At 64.2% G+C, this 16,615-nt stretch carries 15 protein-coding genes and 1 pseudogene; 8 read left to right on the forward strand and 8 right to left on the reverse strand.

Features of this window, described 5'->3' with window-relative positions; genetic code table 11:
- Positions 1–32: 32 nt before the first annotated feature.
- Together menD and ECTOBSL9_RS08260 are read right to left on the reverse strand one after the other, a co-directional pair.
- On the reverse strand, positions 33–1,727 hold the full coding sequence (gene menD / locus ECTOBSL9_RS08255) for a 2-succinyl-5-enolpyruvyl-6-hydroxy-3-cyclohexene-1-carboxylic-acid synthase (RefSeq protein WP_063464642.1): 1,695 nt from the start codon (positions 1,725–1,727) through the stop codon (positions 33–35).
- A gap of 8 nt (positions 1,728–1,735) precedes the next feature.
- Complete coding sequence (locus tag ECTOBSL9_RS08260) at positions 1,736–3,223, reverse strand: isochorismate synthase MenF (RefSeq protein ID WP_240481089.1); 1,488 nt, start codon at positions 3,221–3,223, stop codon at positions 1,736–1,738.
- A gap of 319 nt (positions 3,224–3,542) precedes the next feature.
- Between ECTOBSL9_RS08260 and clpB the strand changes: the two genes are divergently transcribed.
- Positions 3,543–6,107: an ATP-dependent chaperone ClpB gene (gene clpB, locus ECTOBSL9_RS08265; RefSeq protein ID WP_205632009.1), complete on the forward strand. Its 2,565-nt coding sequence runs from the start codon at positions 3,543–3,545 to the stop codon at positions 6,105–6,107.
- 96 nt (positions 6,108–6,203) lie between these two features.
- A complete protein-coding gene (locus ECTOBSL9_RS08270; RefSeq protein WP_063464645.1) occupies positions 6,204–6,506 on the forward strand; it encodes a hypothetical protein in 303 nt (100 codons plus the stop codon).
- 21 nt (positions 6,507–6,527) lie between these two features.
- Here the strand turns inward: ECTOBSL9_RS08270 and ECTOBSL9_RS08275 are convergent, their stop codons facing one another.
- Positions 6,528–7,160 (reverse strand): hypothetical protein, encoded by a 633-nt coding sequence (locus ECTOBSL9_RS08275; RefSeq protein WP_063464646.1) that lies wholly within the window; start codon positions 7,158–7,160, stop codon positions 6,528–6,530.
- 92 nt (positions 7,161–7,252) lie between these two features.
- Here ECTOBSL9_RS08275 and ECTOBSL9_RS08280 point away from each other — a divergent pair, with 92 nt between their 5' ends.
- The 4 genes from ECTOBSL9_RS08280 to ECTOBSL9_RS08295 are packed head-to-tail and all read left to right on the forward strand — an operon-like array spanning position 7,253 to position 10,440.
- A complete protein-coding gene (locus tag ECTOBSL9_RS08280) occupies positions 7,253–8,197 on the forward strand; it encodes a LysR family transcriptional regulator (RefSeq protein WP_063464647.1) in 945 nt (314 codons plus the stop codon).
- A gap of 41 nt (positions 8,198–8,238) precedes the next feature.
- Positions 8,239–8,976, forward strand: a complete 738-nt coding sequence (locus ECTOBSL9_RS08285) for a type 1 glutamine amidotransferase (RefSeq protein WP_063466088.1) — start codon at positions 8,239–8,241, stop codon at positions 8,974–8,976.
- Between the two features lie 19 nt (positions 8,977–8,995).
- Complete coding sequence (locus tag ECTOBSL9_RS08290; protein WP_063464648.1) at positions 8,996–9,355, forward strand: hypothetical protein; 360 nt, start codon at positions 8,996–8,998, stop codon at positions 9,353–9,355.
- On the forward strand, positions 9,355–10,440 hold the full coding sequence (locus ECTOBSL9_RS08295) for an AI-2E family transporter (protein ID WP_063466089.1): 1,086 nt from the start codon (positions 9,355–9,357) through the stop codon (positions 10,438–10,440). The genes ECTOBSL9_RS08290 and ECTOBSL9_RS08295 overlap by 1 nt, the downstream gene beginning before the upstream one ends.
- Before the next feature lie 101 nt (positions 10,441–10,541).
- Here ECTOBSL9_RS08295 and ECTOBSL9_RS17680 read toward each other — a convergent pair.
- The 3 genes and pseudogenes from ECTOBSL9_RS17680 to ECTOBSL9_RS08310 all read right to left on the reverse strand — a co-directional run bounded on the left by ECTOBSL9_RS17680 (position 10,542) and on the right by ECTOBSL9_RS08310 (position 13,116).
- A pseudogene (locus ECTOBSL9_RS17680) lies at positions 10,542–11,956 on the reverse strand (PhoH family protein).
- A gap of 78 nt (positions 11,957–12,034) precedes the next feature.
- On the reverse strand, positions 12,035–12,526 hold the full coding sequence (locus ECTOBSL9_RS08305; RefSeq protein WP_063464649.1) for a peroxiredoxin: 492 nt from the start codon (positions 12,524–12,526) through the stop codon (positions 12,035–12,037).
- Between the two features lie 35 nt (positions 12,527–12,561).
- The gene (locus ECTOBSL9_RS08310) at positions 12,562–13,116 is read right to left on the reverse strand and encodes a glycine cleavage system protein R (protein ID WP_063464650.1); all 555 of its coding nucleotides are present in this window, start codon (positions 13,114–13,116) and stop codon (positions 12,562–12,564) included.
- A 160-nt stretch (positions 13,117–13,276) separates the two neighbouring features.
- Between ECTOBSL9_RS08310 and dapA the strand changes: the two genes are divergently transcribed.
- Together dapA and bamC are read left to right on the forward strand one after the other, a co-directional pair.
- On the forward strand, positions 13,277–14,170 hold the full coding sequence (gene dapA / locus ECTOBSL9_RS08315; RefSeq protein ID WP_063464651.1) for a 4-hydroxy-tetrahydrodipicolinate synthase: 894 nt from the start codon (positions 13,277–13,279) through the stop codon (positions 14,168–14,170).
- Positions 14,167–15,312: an outer membrane protein assembly factor BamC gene (gene bamC / locus ECTOBSL9_RS08320; protein ID WP_063464652.1), complete on the forward strand. Its 1,146-nt coding sequence runs from the start codon at positions 14,167–14,169 to the stop codon at positions 15,310–15,312. The genes dapA and bamC overlap by 4 nt, the downstream gene beginning before the upstream one ends.
- Before the next feature lie 71 nt (positions 15,313–15,383).
- Here the strand turns inward: bamC and folE2 are convergent, their stop codons facing one another.
- Together folE2 and queD are read right to left on the reverse strand one after the other, a co-directional pair.
- On the reverse strand, positions 15,384–16,220 hold the full coding sequence (folE2, locus tag ECTOBSL9_RS08325; protein ID WP_063464653.1) for a GTP cyclohydrolase FolE2: 837 nt from the start codon (positions 16,218–16,220) through the stop codon (positions 15,384–15,386).
- Positions 16,217–16,615 (reverse strand): 6-carboxytetrahydropterin synthase QueD, encoded by a 399-nt coding sequence (gene queD / locus ECTOBSL9_RS08330; protein WP_063464654.1) that lies wholly within the window; start codon positions 16,613–16,615, stop codon positions 16,217–16,219. Before queD ends, folE2 begins: the two co-directional genes overlap by 4 nt.

A 16,615-nucleotide genomic window follows, 5' to 3' on the forward strand; every position in this document is an offset into this window, starting at 1 on the left:
GGGCTGCTCCAGGGCAGGGGTTTCCTGAGGGCTCAGGGCTGCGCAGATGCATCATCGCGGATGGACTGGATCAGCCCCGACAAGGCCCGGCTGCCCCGGTCGGAGGGGAAGGTGAGCTCGATGAGAGTGGCCCCTGGGCGCTTGCAGGCAGCACGGTAGGCCTCGGCGAAGGCGTCGAGATTCCCTGGTGCCGCATAGCTCAGGCGAAACTGGGCTGCGGCCTGCTCGAAACCCAGGCCATGGGGCAACTGGAACAGGGGCCGGAAATGCTCGCCCTGGCTCTGGGCCGGCAGCAGATTGAAGATGGCCCCACCATCGTTGTTGAGCACGATGATCACCAGGGGGGACGGGCTGCCCTGGGTCAGGGCAAGGCTGTTGAGGTCATGCAGCAGGGACAGATCCCCCAGCAGCAGGGTGAGGCCACCGGGGTGGCGTCGGGCAAACCCTGCCGCCGTGGCCACCAGGCCGTCGATGCCGCTGGCACCCCGGCTGGTCACGCAGCGTTGGCCAAGGCCTGGCTCGGCAACTGCGTCCAGCAGCCGGATGCTCAGGCTGTTGCCCGGGAACAGGGCCATCTCCTGTGGAATCTCCTGGCTCAGTCGGCGGGCCACCGACAGTTCCGAGAAGAGCTCCCGGGTGGCCGCCTCCAGGCGCGGCGTGAATGCCCGGGCCGCGGCCACCAGGCCCGTGTCCTTTTGCGGGGAAGGGGCCAGTTGTTGACACAGGGCAGGAATATTGGCCTGGATCGCGATGGCACGGCGCTCCGGGTCCAGGCAGCCAGAATGGGGGCTGACCAGCCAGTATTCGCCTGCAAACCCGGCCAGCCACTGGTTGAGCCGTTTGCTGGTGATGCGCCCGCCGAACTGAATCACCTGCCTCAGGCCCGCGAGCCGTCGCTGGCCGTTGGGGCTGGCGGGCAGCAGGTCCGGGTAGGGCACGATACAGGGATGGTCGATCAGCCTGAGCTGGCTGCCGATGTCTGCCAGGATGGGCAAGTCGGCTCGTTGGGCCAGTTCCAGCACCGCCTCGGCCTCATCGGTGTCCAGTTGCCCTGCCACCAGGGCCAGCGGAGCATGCACGCGGGGCAATGCCACGACCTCGGGGGTGGGCGTCGGGTTCGGAGGGGTACGCAGATCCGAGCGCCAGGGGCCAAAGTCTGCCAGCTGCGAAGTGCCATACAGGGGTTCGCGAAACGGGGCGTTGATGTGTACCGGGCCCCGGTCGGGGCCGCGCAGGACCCGCAGGCATTGATCCAGTTCTCCGCCCAGCCACCCGGCGCTGATGGCGGTGTCCGGCGGTGGCAGGTTCAGTTGCGCGCGTACATGCAGGGCAAACAGGCCGGGCTGCTCAATGGCCTGATTGGCGCCACAGTGGATCAGCTCCGGCGGGCGGTCGGCGGTGAGGGCGATCAGCGGCTGGTGGGTCTGAAAGGCTTCCACCAGGGCGGGATGCAGGTTGGGCACCGCGGTGCCCGAGGTGGTGATCAGCGTCGTGGGTCGGCCGCTGGCCCGGGCCAGCCCCAGGGCGAGAAAGCCCAGGCCGCGTTCGTCGAAATGGGTGTGCAGGGAAAGGTCGTCCCGGTGGTCCGCCAGACGCGCGGCCGCCAGGGCCAGCGGGGCGCTGCGACTGCCCGGGGCAATGCAGATGTCCCGCACACCATGGTCATGCAGGCGCTCCAGGATCAGCGTGGCCCAGGCTTCGTTAACGTGACTGAAGGGTGCCCGCATCCCCGCTGTCAGGACCCCAGCACGGCCAGGAAGGACTCGATCTTGGCCTCCAGTTCATTCCACTCCGCCTCTGGCGTGGAGCCTTCCACAATGCCCACGCCGGAATAGCACAGCACCCGGTTGCGCTCCACCAGGGCCGAGCGGATGGCCACGGCAAACTCCGAACGCCGTGGCGAGATCATGCCCACCACGCCGCTGTACCAGCCCCGATGGGTGGTCTCCCGGCGGGCGATGAGTTCCTGGGCCTCCCGGCGCGGGAAGCCGCAGACCGCAGGGGTGGGGTGCAGGGCCTTGAGCAGTTGATCATCCATCACCCCGGGCCTGAGGGTGGCGCGGATGGGCAGGTAGCGGTGCTGAATGCGGTCCAGCTTCACCACGCCGGCCTCGGTGGGACAGTCGGTGTGGGTCACCCAGGGGGCGATGCGATCGCGTACATAACGGGTGACCAGTTCATGCTCATGGATCAGTTTGGGATCCCGCAGCAGGGTATGTTCCAGTTGGGCGTCTTCCTGGCGGCTGCGGCCGCGGCGCACGGTGCCCGCCAGGGATTCGGTGCATACCCGGCGATCCTCGCGGCTGAACAGGCGCTCCGGCGAACAGCCCATGAAGAGCTTGTGCCCATGCTCCAGGGCAAAGCAGAAACTGCCGCCGTTGGTGTGATGCCAGCGTTTGAGGGTCGCAAAGCCGGGCAGCACGTCGTTGAGCTGCAGCTCAACGCGGCGGGCCAGCACGGCCTTGTGGATGCGGCCCTGCTGGATGTGTTCCAGAATGTGCTGAATATGCCCCTGGCACTCGTCAAAGCTCATGTCATCCACGCGCCGGGTCACGCGGATGGGCCAGGGGGCGCTCGCTGGCCTGGGCGGCGTGAAACGCAGGCGGCATAGTTCGGCGATCAGCCGGGTCTTGCGGCGCACGAATTCACGGCGGGTGCTGGCGCGCAGGTTCACCGCCAGCCGAAAGCCGCCGTCCCGTTGACGCAACTCGATGGAGGGCAGCACGAAGCGGGCGGCGGGGAACTCATGCCATTCCCGCTCGCCGGAGCGGCCGTCGAAGGCAAAACCACCCACGAAGGCGGTGTCCTGCCGGCCGATGATGTCATTGATGCGCTCCAGCAGGCGATCGTAATCCTCGGCGGTGTCGGCGCTCAGTTCCGCCGCGGCACCGATACCGGCCAGGGTCAGGGTCTGTTCCCGGTTCTGCCACAGGCACCGGGAGGCGCCGGGGTTGCTCTCCAGCCAGTGGAAGGGATCGACGGCGGGCACGGGCGTGGCTGCGTGCAGCAACTCGCCCTCGCGAAAGCGCCAGTTCTTGATCTCGTCCAGCAACTGGCCCACGGCCCGCTCATGCGGGGACCGTGAGGGGGCGGGAAGTCCCGGGTGCGGCGCGGGCGTCCAGGTCTCGCGGGCCCAGTCACGGCCGACATCACGACTCAGCCCCGGGCGGTCCTGGCCCATGGACTGCTCGGGTGATGCCGGATGCTGGCTGGCTGATGACACGGGTAATCCTCTGAAAACGTGGCGCCTGCAGTGGTCATGGCCTGGGCTCCGCTTGCCGTGGCCGGCCGCGCGAGCATGACCTCGGCCCATCCGGGAGGTTTGAGGGGGCGGACCCAGTGTAAGAAGCGCCGACCCCAAGGGCTATGACGTAAATCAGTTCGATATGTTCCATCACCGCTTTTTTGGCTCCGAAAAGTGGTGATCAGTTATGAAGCCCCAAGATCGCCCCTTGGCCAAGGCGGCGCTTGAAAGGCCCGGCATGTGGCCCCATGTACAGTTGTAATCTGACACATCTCCAAGGGGTTTTGCCACTATGCGCATGGATAAATTCACCAGCAAGTTTCAATCGGCACTGGCCGATGCCCAGTCCCTGGCGGTGGGTCGCGATCACCAGATGATCGAGCCGGTGCACATGATGATCGCCCTGCTGGACCAGGAGGGCGGCTCCGTGCGCCCGCTGCTGTCCCAGGCCGGGGTGAACGTCAACCTGCTTCGCTCCCAGCTGGGCGAGGCCCTGGAGCGCCTGCCCCGGGTGGAAGGCACCGGCGGGGACGTGCACATCTCCAATGATCTGGGTCGATTGCTCAACCTGTGCGACAAGCTGGCCCAGTCCCGCAAGGATCAGTTCATCTCGTCCGAGCTGTTTGTGCTCGCCGCCCTGGAGGGCAAGGGCGCCCTCACTGATCTGCTGCACAAGGCCGGCGCCACCCAGGATGCCGTGAACAAGGCGGTGGATCAGTTGCGCGGCGGGCAACGGGTGGAGGACGCCAATGCCGAGGATCAGCGCAAGGCCCTGGAGAAATACACCATTGATCTCACCGAGCGGGCCGAGCAGGGCAAGCTGGATCCGGTGATCGGGCGCGACGAGGAGATCCGTCGAACCATTCAGGTGCTGCAGCGGCGCACCAAGAACAACCCGGTGCTGATCGGTGAACCCGGCGTGGGCAAGACCGCCATCGTCGAGGGCCTGGCCCAGCGCATCGTCAATGGTGAGGTGCCCGAGGGCCTCAAGGACCGTCGCGTGCTCTCCCTGGACATGGGCTCCCTGATCGCCGGTGCCAAGTTCCGGGGGGATTTCGAGGAGCGCCTCAAGGCGGTGCTCAGCGACCTGTCCAAGCAGGAGGGGCGGGTGATCCTGTTCATCGATGAACTGCACACCATGGTGGGTGCCGGCAAGGCCGAGGGTTCCATGGATGCCGGCAACATGCTCAAGCCGGCCCTGGCCCGGGGCGAACTGCACTGCATCGGCGCCACCACCCTGGATGAATATCGCAAGTACGTGGAAAAGGATGCCGCCCTGGAGCGCCGCTTTCAGAAGGTGCTGGTGGAAGAGCCCAACGTGGAGGACACCATCGCCATCCTGCGCGGCCTCAAGGAGCGTTATGAGGTGCATCACGGGGTGGAGATCACCGACCCGGCCATCGTCGCCGCCGCCACCTTGTCCCATCGCTACATCACCGACCGGCAGTTGCCGGACAAGGCCATCGACCTGGTGGACGAGGCCGCCAGCCGCATCCGCATGGAAATCGACTCCAAGCCCGAGAGCCTGGATCGCCTGGAGCGGCGCCTGATCCAGCTCAAGATCGAGCGCGAGGCCCTGAAGAAGGAGTCCGATGAGGCCTCCCGCAAGCGCCTGGACGCCCTGCAGGAGGAGATCGACCGACTGGAGCGGGAGTACTCCGACCAGGAAGAGGTATGGAAGTCGGAGAAGGCCGCCCTTTCCGGCACCGCCGCCATCAAGGAGGAACTGGAGCGAGCCCGGGTGGAACTGGAGACCGCCCGCCGCGCCAGCGATCTGGGGCGCATGTCGGAACTGCAGTACGGCAAGATCCCTGATCTGGAGCGCAGCCTGGAAATGGCCGCCCAGGCAGAGCTGTCGGAGACGCGACTGCTACGCAACAAGGTGTCCGACGAGGAGATCGCCGAGGTGGTGTCGCGCTGGACCGGCATTCCCGTCTCCAAGATGCTGGAGAGCGAGCGGGAAAAGCTGCTGCGCATGGAGGAGAACATTACCCAGCGGGTGGTGGGTCAGGAGGAGGCGGTCAAGGCGGTGTCCAACGCCATCCGCCGCGCTCGGGCAGGGCTTTCGGACCCGAATCGCCCCAATGGCTCCTTCCTGTTCCTGGGCCCCACCGGGGTGGGCAAGACGGAGCTGACCAAGGCGTTGGCCAACTTCCTGTTCGATACCGAGGAATCCATGATCCGCATCGATATGTCGGAGTTCATGGAGAAGCATTCGGTGGCCCGCCTGATTGGTGCGCCCCCGGGCTATGTGGGCTACGAGGAAGGCGGCTATCTCACCGAGGCGGTGCGCCGCAAGCCCTTCTCGGTGATCCTGCTGGACGAGGTGGAAAAGGCCCATGCGGACGTGTTCAACGTACTGCTGCAGGTGCTGGATGATGGGCGGCTCACCGATGGTCACGGACGCACCGTGGACTTTCGCAATACGGTGATCGTCATGACCTCCAACCTGGGCTCCCAGCTCATTCAGGAGATGGCCGGTGAGGAGCATTATGACCAGATGAAGTCCGCCGTCATGGAGGTGGTGGGTACCCACTTCCGCCCCGAGTTCATCAACCGGGTGGACGAGGTGGTGGTGTTCCATCCCCTGGGCCGCGAACAGATCCGCGCCATCACGCTCATCCAGCTGGACTATCTGCGCCAGCGGCTGACGGAGCGGGATCTGTCCCTGGAGGTGAGCGATGCGGCCCTGGATCGCCTGGGCGAGGCGGGTTTCGACCCGGTGTACGGGGCGCGCCCCCTGAAGCGGGCCATCCAGCAGCAACTGGAGAATGCCCTGGCGCAACGCATCCTCAAGGGGAGCTATGGCCCCGGGGACGTGATCCGGGTGGACGTGGCCGACGGGCAGCTGAGTTTCGCCTGAATTCGACGCTGCGGGCCGTTTGCGAACGGCCCGCAGCCCGGACTGATGGCTCAAGCATCTTGCCCGGCATAATTCACCCCGAGTATCCTTGGCACCATGTCTGAATCCTTGCAACTATCCGGTGAACTCGTCCAGAAACTCCAGGATATCCTGGTGGAGCACGACGAGCGTTGTCACGATCCCCTGGTGACCGTGCAGTACATGTCGGCCATCAGCGGTTACCTGCTGGGCTGCCAGCCCATCCCCGCGGCCAAGCGACAGGAGTTCCTGGAGCAGCTGGCCGCCTTCATGCGTCATGTGCATGACGACGTGGAGCGACAGCAGCGGGAGCAGCAGGCCGCTCCGGCTCAGCAGCCGCCCCAGGAAGCCTTCGGCATCTGGCGTCCCGGCGACCCATAGGGCGAAGCTTCGGGCAACCGCTTATTTCCGGGCCTTTTGCCCACTCCCCGCGTCGCCGTCGGGGGTGTCGGTGCGCTCCTGGGCAGGGCTTCGGCGTGCCTGCCGGGCCTTGGCCAGTTCCCGCAGCATGGCCTCCTGCTCGTTGAAGGAGGGGATGCGTTGCGAATCCCCGTGGCCCTGGGGGTCCCTGGCCTGCAGCGCTTCCATGTTCACCGGCTGATGGCCGGCCCGCTCCTGTTCCTTCTCCTTTTGATAGGCTTCCAGCATGCCCGTTCTGTGTACGCGACCACGGTAATCCCTGGGCGGTTCATGACCGGGCCTGAGGAACAGACGCATGCGCAGGGCCTTGTTGTAGCGGGTGATGTAACCGTCCATCCAGAATAGATCAAGGACCACCGCGGCCAGCATCACGCCCAGCGGTATCAGGGCCCAGACACTGCCGCCCCAGATCCAGAGGATGAGGGTCAGCAGGGAGAGCGCCACATAGGCCGCCCCACCCAGGGGCTCGCGCAGATAAAAACGATGCAGCCCCAGGGGAAAGGCCAGCGCCAGTCCATAGGCCAGCGGGCGTCGACGCATCTCCCGGGTGAGCCGGGCATTCATCGTCTGCAGCCCCGCCCCTTCCAGATCCAGTTTTTTCCAGGCCTTGCTCATGCGGGAGGCTCCCCCGTGGTGGTCATGAAGTGCCCCAAGGTAGATTAGTGAGTACCATGGGCACCGTAAGGCTTCGATAGGTAATTTGCAAAATGGCTGACCGACGACTTCAAGTGTTCTATACCGTGGCCCGGTTGCTTTCCTTCACCAAGGCGGCCGAGGCCCTGCACATGACACAGCCCGCAGTGACATTTCAGGTGCGTCAGCTGGAGGAGCACTTCAACACCCGGCTGTTCGATCGTACCCACAACCGGGTGAGCCTCACCGAGGCGGGTCGCGCGGCCTTTCGCTATGCCGAGCGCATTTTCGAGGCCTACGGGGAGATGGAGAATGCCATCCGCGAGATCACCGGGGATGTCTCCGGGGCCCTGACCCTGGGAGCGAGCACCACCATCGCTGAGTACATGCTTCCGGCGCTGCTGGGCAATTTCAAGCGCAAGCATCCCGAGGTGAACATCCGTCTGAAGGTGGCCAATTCCGAGGGTATCGTCTCCATGGTGGAGAACAACATCATTGACCTGGGGGTGGTGGAAGGGCCTGTGTCCAACCGCAATCTGCACGTGGAAGTCTGCCAGATGGATCAGCTGGTGGTGATCGTGCCCCCGGGGCACCCCCTGGCGGGCAAGGCGTCGGTGACCATGGAGGAGGTGTTGCCTTATCCGTTCATCTGCCGGGAGGAGGGGTCCGGGACCCGGGAGGTGATCATGGATTACCTGAACGAACTGGGCATGGGGCGCAATGCGCTGACCGTGTGCCTGGAACTGGGCAGTCCGGAGGCCATCAAGGGGGCCGTGGAGGCGGGCATGGGGCTATCCATCCTCTCCCGCGCCACCCTGGACAAGGAGCTGGCCCTCAAGCGCCTGGAGGGGATTCCCCTGGAGCCTGGCCTGACCCGACAGTTCGCCTTTGTGCATCAGCGCCAGAAGTTTCGTTTGCGGGCCGTGGAGGAACTTCTCAGTTTTGCCCGCAACTACTGTGACGGGCAGGCCTCCGACGACGGGGGCTCCACCGGAAACCCATCCAGCGTCAGCGTCTGATCCAGCGGGCCTTGGCCCGCCATCTGCGCCAGGAGCCGATGATGAAGAACTACGCGGTTGTTCAGCACACCTATTCGGAATTTCTCGGCCTGATCGAGACCCAGCTGGAAAAACGGGACATCGGGTTCAGTTATTATCGACCCTTTGTGGGGCAGGGGCTGCCCGGGTCTGCCGGCCAGTTCGATGGTCTGTGGCTGCTGGGTGGGGCCTGGCCCACGGCAGATCAGGACCATCATCCTCAGGTGCCGGATGAGTTGCAGCTGATCCGCATCTTCCAGAAGGCCCGGCGACCGGTGGTCGGCCTGGGAATGGGAGGGTTGCTGGTGGCTCAGGTGGCTGGCGGCAAGGCCTCCATGGAGCCTGCCTGCACCAGCGGCTTTGTAACCGCCCGCAAGACCCCTGCCGGGGCCGGAGATGCCCTGGCAGAGGTCCTGGATGGCCAGCGGGTGCTGACCCTGTATCATGGTGCTGTCACTCTCCCTGAGGGGCTGGAGCCCATCCTGGTGGACGACCAGGGCCGCTGGCTGGCCGTGAGGCCGGATCCGCTCACCTACGGGCTGCTGTTCCGTCCTGAGATGAAACCCGGCATGCTGGAAGACATCATCATGGAGGAGGGACACAATCCACCCCCGGGGATCACGGAGCTGCTGGTGGAGGCCCGGCGTGAATGGGGTGGCATGCAAAAGATCACTGACCAGGTGGTGATGGCTCTGGTCACCGAACTGCAACTGATGCAGGAGCGTCGCAAGATGCCCGTGTTCAGCCTGAAGATGGAGTAACTGTTTGAACGTGTCTGGAATGAACCCTCTTCGCAAGGATCCCCAGCAACGCCTGGTGCGGTTGTACCGGGATTTGCCCGACGCGGAACGGGAAATGCTGCTGGCCTTTGCCGAGTTTCTGGCCACCCGTGGGGGCCGGGAGGATGTGCCGGTGCCCGAGCCCCAGGCCATACCGCGGCCGGAAGGGGAGACGGTGATCAAGGCCATGAAGCGTCTGTCGAGTACCTACCCCATGCTGGACAAGGCCCGGCTGCTCAACGAGACCTCCATGCTCATGAGTCAGCACATGCTCCAGGGGCGCGAGGCCCGGGAGGTCATTGATGATCTGGAGGCGTTGTTCGCGCGGCATTACCGTGAGTTGTGCGAGGGCGGGCAATGATGATTCCGGTGCTGAAACGCTGGTACGACCGGCATTTCTCCGATCCGCAGGTGGTGATCCTGGCCTTCCTGCTCACGGTGGGATTTGCCATCGTCATCTTCGCGGGCAAGCTGTTGGCGCCCCTGCTGGCCAGCGTGATCTTTGCCTATCTTCTGGAGGGCGCGGTGCGCCAGCTGCAGAACTGGCGTATCCCGCGGATGCCGGCCGTCGTGATTGTCTTCCTGCTGTTCCTCACCGTGCTGGTGGCCACGCTGTTGCTGGTGGTGCCGGTGCTCAGTCAGCAGATCACCCAGCTGGTGCGTGAGTTGCCCACCATGGTGGCCCAGGGGCAGAACATCCTGCTGCAGTTACCGGAGCGTTATCCCCAGTTCATCACCGAGGAGCAGGTGCGGGAGATCATGGGCTCCATCCGGGCCGAGTCCGTGGCCCTGGGGCAGCGCATGGTGAATCTCACCCTGGCTTCGGCGGTGCATGTGGCCACGATCATGGTGTATCTGGTGATTGTGCCGCTGATGGTGTTTTTCCTGCTCAAGGACAAGGACGCCATCCTGGGGTGGATCACCGGCTTTCTGCCCCGGGATCGGGCGCTGGCCACGGAGGTATGGCAGGAGGTGAACCTGAAGATCGCCAGCTACGTGCGTGGCAAGTTCATCGAGATCCTCATTGTCTGGGCGGCCAGTTATCTCACCTTCATCTTCTTTGATCTGAACTATGCCCTGCTGTTGTCCTTTACCGTGGGTGTGTCGGTGATCATTCCCTATGTGGGGGCTGCGGTGGTGACCATTCCGGTGGCCCTGGTGGCCTATTTCCAGTTCGGGGTGAGCAGCGAATTCACCTATGTGCTGATCGCCTATGCGGTGATCCAGTTCCTGGACGGCAACGTGCTGGTGCCCTTGTTGTTCTCGGAGGTGGTCAACCTGCATCCGGTGGCCATTATTGCGGCGGTGATGATCTTTGGTGGCATCTGGGGCCTTTGGGGTGTGTTCTTCGCCATCCCGCTGGCCACCCTGATCCAGGCGGTGATCCGCTCCTGGCCCCGCTACGAGAACATCCCGGAAGAAGAAACCCAGGACGAAGCCGCCTGACAGAAGGAGAACCAAAATGGGCATAAAATGGGGACAGACACCTTTTCCTCGGAAAAGGTGTCTGTCCCCATTTTATGCCCATTTTATGCCATTTTTCAGGGCTACAGATTGGCGGAGGCAAAATCCGCCAGGCGGGAGCGTTCGCCGCGCTGGAGGGTGATGTGGCCGCTGTGTTCCCAGTGCTTGAAGCGGTCCACCACGAAGGTGAGCCCGGAGTTGGTCTCGGTCAGGTAGGGGGTGTCGATCTGGCCGACGTTGCCCAGGCAGACCACCTTGGTGCCGGGACCGGCGCGGGTGATCAGGGTCTTCATCTGCTTGGGGGTGAGGTTCTGGGCCTCGTCCAGGATGACGTAGCGATTGAGGAAGGTGCGGCCGCGCATGAAGTTCAGGGAACGGATCTTCACCCGGCTCTTGAGCAGTTCCTGGGTGGCGGCACGGCCCCAGTCGCCGCCACTGTCGGATTGGGTGAGCACCTCCAGATTATCCATCAGCGCCCCCATCCAGGGGGTCATCTTCTCCTCCTCGGTGCCCGGTAGAAAGCCGATGTCCTCGCCCACGGGCACTGTTACCCGGGTCATGATGATCTCCTTGTAGAGATTCTCCTCCAGGGTCTGCGCCAGGCCGGCGGCCAGGGTGAGCAGGGTCTTGCCCGTGCCGGCAGCGCCCACCAGGCTGACGAAGTCCACTTCCGGGTCCATGAGCAGGTTCAGGGCAAAGTTCTGCTCCCGGTTGCGGGCGTTGATGCCCCACACGGTGTGACGTGGTCCAGTGTAGTCCCGGACCATTTCCACCACCGCCGTGTGGGTCTTCACCTGACGGACCATGGCCAGAAAGGCGGGCTCGTCGGTGCGATACAGGAACTGGTTGGGATGCCAGTGCTCGGTGATGGGGCCGGTGATGCGATAGAAGGTGCGACCGCTTTCCTGCCAGGAGTCCATGGCCTTGACGTGACTGTCCCAGAAGTCCGGGGGCAGCTCGTGGGTGCCGGCGTAGAGCAGGTTGACGTCGTCCAGCACCTGATCGTTGTAGTAGTCCTCCGCATGGATGCCCAGGACGGTGGCCTTGATGCGCAGGTTGATGTCCTTGGAGACCAGGGTGACGCACTGGTCAGGGCGTTCCTGCTGCAGGGTGAGGGCGGTGCCGAGGATGGTGTGATCGGGGTGTTCCCGGGCAGGGTGTCCGGCAGCCTGCTGGCCATGGCGTGGGTCTGGAACAGCAGCCGCCCCCGACCGTTGAGGTCGGCCTGATCGGCAAAGCCGACGCCCGTCAGGGGCAGGCCGCGGGCAATGTCTTCCTGGCGGGCGTCTCCCATGAGTTCGTCAATGAAGCGGCTCACCTGCCGCACGTTGCGGGCGACTTCGGAGACGCCCTTCTTGCCCCGGTCCAGTTCTTCCAGCACCACCATGGGCAGGTAGATGTCGTGTTCCTTGAAGCGGAACAGGGCGGTGGGGTCGTGCATGAGCACGTTGGTGTCCAGGACAAACAGACGCTTGCCGTGGATCTCTTTTTTCACCATGCCGTCTTTACCATGGATGCACCCTGGAAGGAGTCGATGACAGGAAGGCCCTGGTTTCGTCCGGGCCCGGCGAGCCGGTCACCGGTCCAGCGATTCCAGGGCCTCGATGACTGCGTTCACGTGCCCGGGGACCTTGACCTTGCGCCATTCCTGACGCAGCACACCCTGGCGGTCGATGAGAAAGGTGGAACGCTCGATGCCGCGCACCTGTTTACCGTACATGTTTTTCAGTTTCATGACGCCAAACAGCTCGCAGACCCGTTCGTCCTCGTCCGAGAGCAGTTCAAAGGGGAATCCATACTTGCATTTGAACTTGTCGTGAGACTTGAGGGAGTCTCGCGAGATGCCCAGCACCCGGGCCCCGGCCTGTTCCAGGCGTGAGTACTGTTCGGTGAAGTCCTTGCCCTCGGTGGTGCAGCCCGGGGTGTCGTCCCGGGGGTAGAAATACAGCACCAGGTGCCGGTCGCCCAGCAGGTCCGACAGGCGCACCGGCTGGTCATGGCCGGTGGCGGGCAGCTCGAAATCCGGCACGGGCTGGTCGACGGCGACCTGGGGGGTGGGCTGGGACATGGGCGATTCCTCCAGAGCGTGGGGTGGTGGGGCGATTACCCCTTGATCGGTTCGATCACGCCATCCAGGTTCAGTTCATCGCACAGATCCAGAAAATCCTCCCGCAGTGAGGCGATGTGCTCGGTGGCGGGGATCTCCACGGACAGGTGGGCCGTGAACATGGGGGTGGAGGAATGGGCGGCGGTGTAGGCCTGGCTGTTCATCTCGCGGATGGTCACCCCCCGGGAGGAGAAGAAGCCCACCAGCTGGTGAACGATCCCCGGCTGGTCCAGGGCGATGACGTCCACGGAGTACGGCAGGCTGTGTCCTTCCCGTTGCCCGGGGCCGGTACGTCGAGTATGCACATCCAGACCCTGCTGGCGGGCCAGGGTGACCAGGGCACCGTCCAGCTTGCTGAGGGTGTTCCAGTTGCCGGAGACCAGCAGGGTGGCGGTGAAGGCGTTCCCCAGTACGGCCATGTGACTGTCCTGAACGCTGCAGCCACTGTCGAGTATCGCCCGCGTGAGGTGGTCGAGCAGCCCGGGCTGTTGTTCGCCCATGGCCGAGATGAGCAGATGGGTACTACGGGAGTGACGCGGGGATTGGGGCATCCTGTGGGAGTCCGGTGCGGCTGATCCCAGAGATTATCAAGGAGCCCCTGGGTAAAGCCACCGTGATGGTGGGGGGGGCGGCGCCAGCGCATGCCATCACGCTTGATGGGGGAGGGGGTGGACATTACTATGTGGGCCTGTATTGAGTGTGGAGGTTTCGATGTTTCACGGCAGCATGGTGGCCCTGGCCACGCCCATGAACGAGGACGGTTCCCTCGCCGAGGCGGCGCTGGAGGCGCTGGTGGAGTTTCACGTGGACAATGGCACGGATGCCATCGTCGCTGTGGGTACCACCGGTGAGTCCGCCACCCTGGATGTGCGTGAGCATTGCCAGGTGGTGCGCCAGGTGGTGGAGTTCGCCAAGGGTCGGGTGCCGGTGATCGCCGGCACGGGGGCCAACTCCACTTCGGAGGCCATTGAGCTCACCCGCCTGGCCATGCAGTCCGGCGCCGACGCCTGCCTGCTGGTGACGCCCTACTACAACAAGCCCACCCAGGAGGGGCTGTATCGCCACTTCAAGGCCGTGGCCGATGCGGTGCCCATTGCCCAGATCCTTTACAACGTGCCCGGTCGCACGGCGGTGGATCTGCTGCCCGAGACGGTGGAACGTCTGTCCAGCATTTCCAATATCATTGGTCTCAAGGAGGCCACCGGCGATGTTCAGCGGGCACGGGATGTGCTGGGGCTGTGTGGTGACCGGCTGGACCTTTACAGCGGAGATGATCCCACTTCCCGGGACTTCATGCTGGCCGGTGGGCGGGGGATCATCTCGGTGACCGCCAATGTGGCTCCCCGGGCGATGCACGAGATGTGCAAGGCGGCCCTGGCTGGTGATCCGGCCGCTGCGGAGGCTGCCGAGGCCCCCGTCAGGGGCCTGCACCAGGCCCTGTTCGTGGAGTCCAATCCCATCCCGGTGAAGTGGGCACTCCATGAGATGGGGCTGATCCCGCCAGGGATCCGCCTGCCCCTGACACCCCTGTCCAAGCACCTGCGCGAGCCCTTGCGCGAAGCCCTTCAGGCTGCACACATTCCCCTGAGTTCCTCGCATTCATGAAAGCATCATCGGTTTTCCCAAAGCCCCGACACCTGCTGCCGGTCCTGGCTGGTACCCTCTTGATCAGTGGCTGCGGCCTGCTGGGTGAGCGCGATAGCGCCGACCGGGGTGAGACACGCCCGCTGGAGGTGCCACCCGATCTGGTGGCGCCCGACGTGGATCCGGCCTTTCGCGTTCCCGATGCCCCGGCGGGCCGGGTGAGTGCCCGCGAGGCCCCCGAAGAGATTCGGACTCAGGTTCAGGAGAGCCCGCAGGACACGGCAGCGCGTCCCGAAAGGGTGCTGAGCTACCCCGAGGGGGTTCGAGTGCTCCGGGATGGTCCGGTGCGCTGGCTGGAAGTGGACATGCCTCCGGAGGAGTTGTGGCCGCAGCTGCGCGCCTTTTTTGATGGGCAGGATGTACCCCTGGCCAGGGACGAGCCGCGTCAGGGCCTGCTGGAGACCGAATGGATGCAGATGCAGGCCGGGGTGCCCATCGAGGGCGGCATTCGCCGGCTGATCGGTCGCGTGTTCGGGGACTCCTACGATGCCAGCACCCGGGATCAATTCCGGGTGCGGGTGGAGCCGGAAGGAGACTCGGGTTCCACGGTCTTCGTCAGTCACCGCAGCACCCGTGAGGTGGCGGTGAGTCAGGATGACGTGCGCTGGCAGATGGCGCCAGCGGATCCCGAAGCCGAGGCCCGTATGCTGGTGCAGATCATGAGCTACCTGGGCCCCGAGGAGGAACAGGCCGTGCAGGCCGTCGCCGAGGCGCGGGATGTGACGCCATCGCTGCGCATCACTCAGGTGGATGGTGAGCCGGTGCTGGAGATTCAGGACCGTTTCCTGAGTGTGTGGCGTCGTCTGGGGGTGATGCTGGATCGTGCTTCCCTGCTGGTGGATGACCAGGATCGCAGTGCCGGGACGTACTTCGTTACCTACCGCCCGGAACGGGACGCCGGGGAAGGGGGCTTCCTGAGCCGCCTGTTCGGTCGCGATGAAACACCAACCCTGCGCCGGGATACCCAATACCGCATCCTGCTCGGAGAAGCCGACGAGCGTGTGCGGGTGGTGGCGCGCGATCAGCAGGGGGAGACGCTGGATGCCCAGGAGGCCGAAGCCGTGCTGGAACGCATCCGGGAACAGTTCGAAGGGGTTGAATGATCCGCTTGATCATCAGGCGGCCATCGGGCCGCCTGATGATCGGAGCTGAATCTGAGTCCGGACCTGGGGGCTCAGACCTTGGCCAGTGCCAATGCTTCCAGTTCCTTGTCCCGTTCGATGAGGGCGTAGGCAGAGTGGTTGTGAATGGATTCGAAGTTTTCCGATGACACGGAGTAGGCGGACACCCGTTCATCCCGGTTCAGACGCACGGCAATATCCCGTACCAGGTCCTCGACGAACTTGGGATTGTCATAAGCCCGCTCGGTGACATATTTTTCATCCGGGCGCTTGAGCAGCCCGTAGAGTTCACAGGAAGCCTCCTTCTCCACCAGATCAATCAATTCCTCCACCCACATGAAGTCCTTGATGCGCACGTTCACGGTCACGTGGGAGCGCTGGTTGTGGGCGCCGTACTCGGAGATGCCCTTGGAGCAGGGACACAGGCTGGTGACTGGCACCAGCACCTGGATGTTCATCTGCGGCTTGCCATCCTGGATCACGCCAATGAACGTGACGTCGTAGTCCATGAGGCTGCACACCCCGGTGACGGGAGCAGGCTTGTTCACGAAGTAGGGGAAGTTCATCTCGATGTGGCCGGCGGCGGCCTCCAGGCGCTCGGCCATTTCATGCAGCATGAGCTTGAAGGTTTCCACCGTGATCTCACGCTCGTGGGCATTGAGGATGTCCACGAAACGCGACATGTGCGTGCCCTTGAAGTCATGGGGCAGGTTCACATACATGGAGAAGCGGGCCACGGTGTGCTGGTCGGCACCGGTGCGATCAGTTACCCGCACCGGGTGACGGATGTCCTTGATGCCCACCTTGTTGATTGGGATTTCACGGGTGTCGGCGCTGGCCTGCACGTCGGGGATGGCCGGCGTGATCAACTTGGGAACGATTGTGCTCATAGGGCTGAGTCCTTTGACTGGTCTTCCGAGTACCGCACGCAGGCCCTCTCGGTTTCCCACAGGGTGATGGCGCTGACCCTTACGTTGGGGGCGTCGAGTCGCGCCGCCATTTCGCGGAAAAACCACTGGGCAATGTTCTCGGCGGTCGGGTTCACGTCCCGGAAGGGTTCCAGATCATTCAGATATTGGTGATCCAGTTGGCCGGCAATCTCGCGCGCCAACCCCTTGATGGTCTTGAAGTCCACCGCCATGCCCAGCCTGTCCAGCTGCGACGCCTCCACTTCGGCTTCCACCTTCCAGTTGTGGCCGTGCAGCCGGGCGCAATCCCCGGGATAGTCCCGCAGGGTGTGCGCTGACGCGAAATCGGTCAGCACCTTGAGAGTAAATTTGGGCAC

It is taken from the genome of Ectothiorhodospira sp. BSL-9, from assembly GCF_001632845.1.
Lineage (GTDB): Bacteria > Pseudomonadota > Gammaproteobacteria > Ectothiorhodospirales > Ectothiorhodospiraceae > Ectothiorhodospira.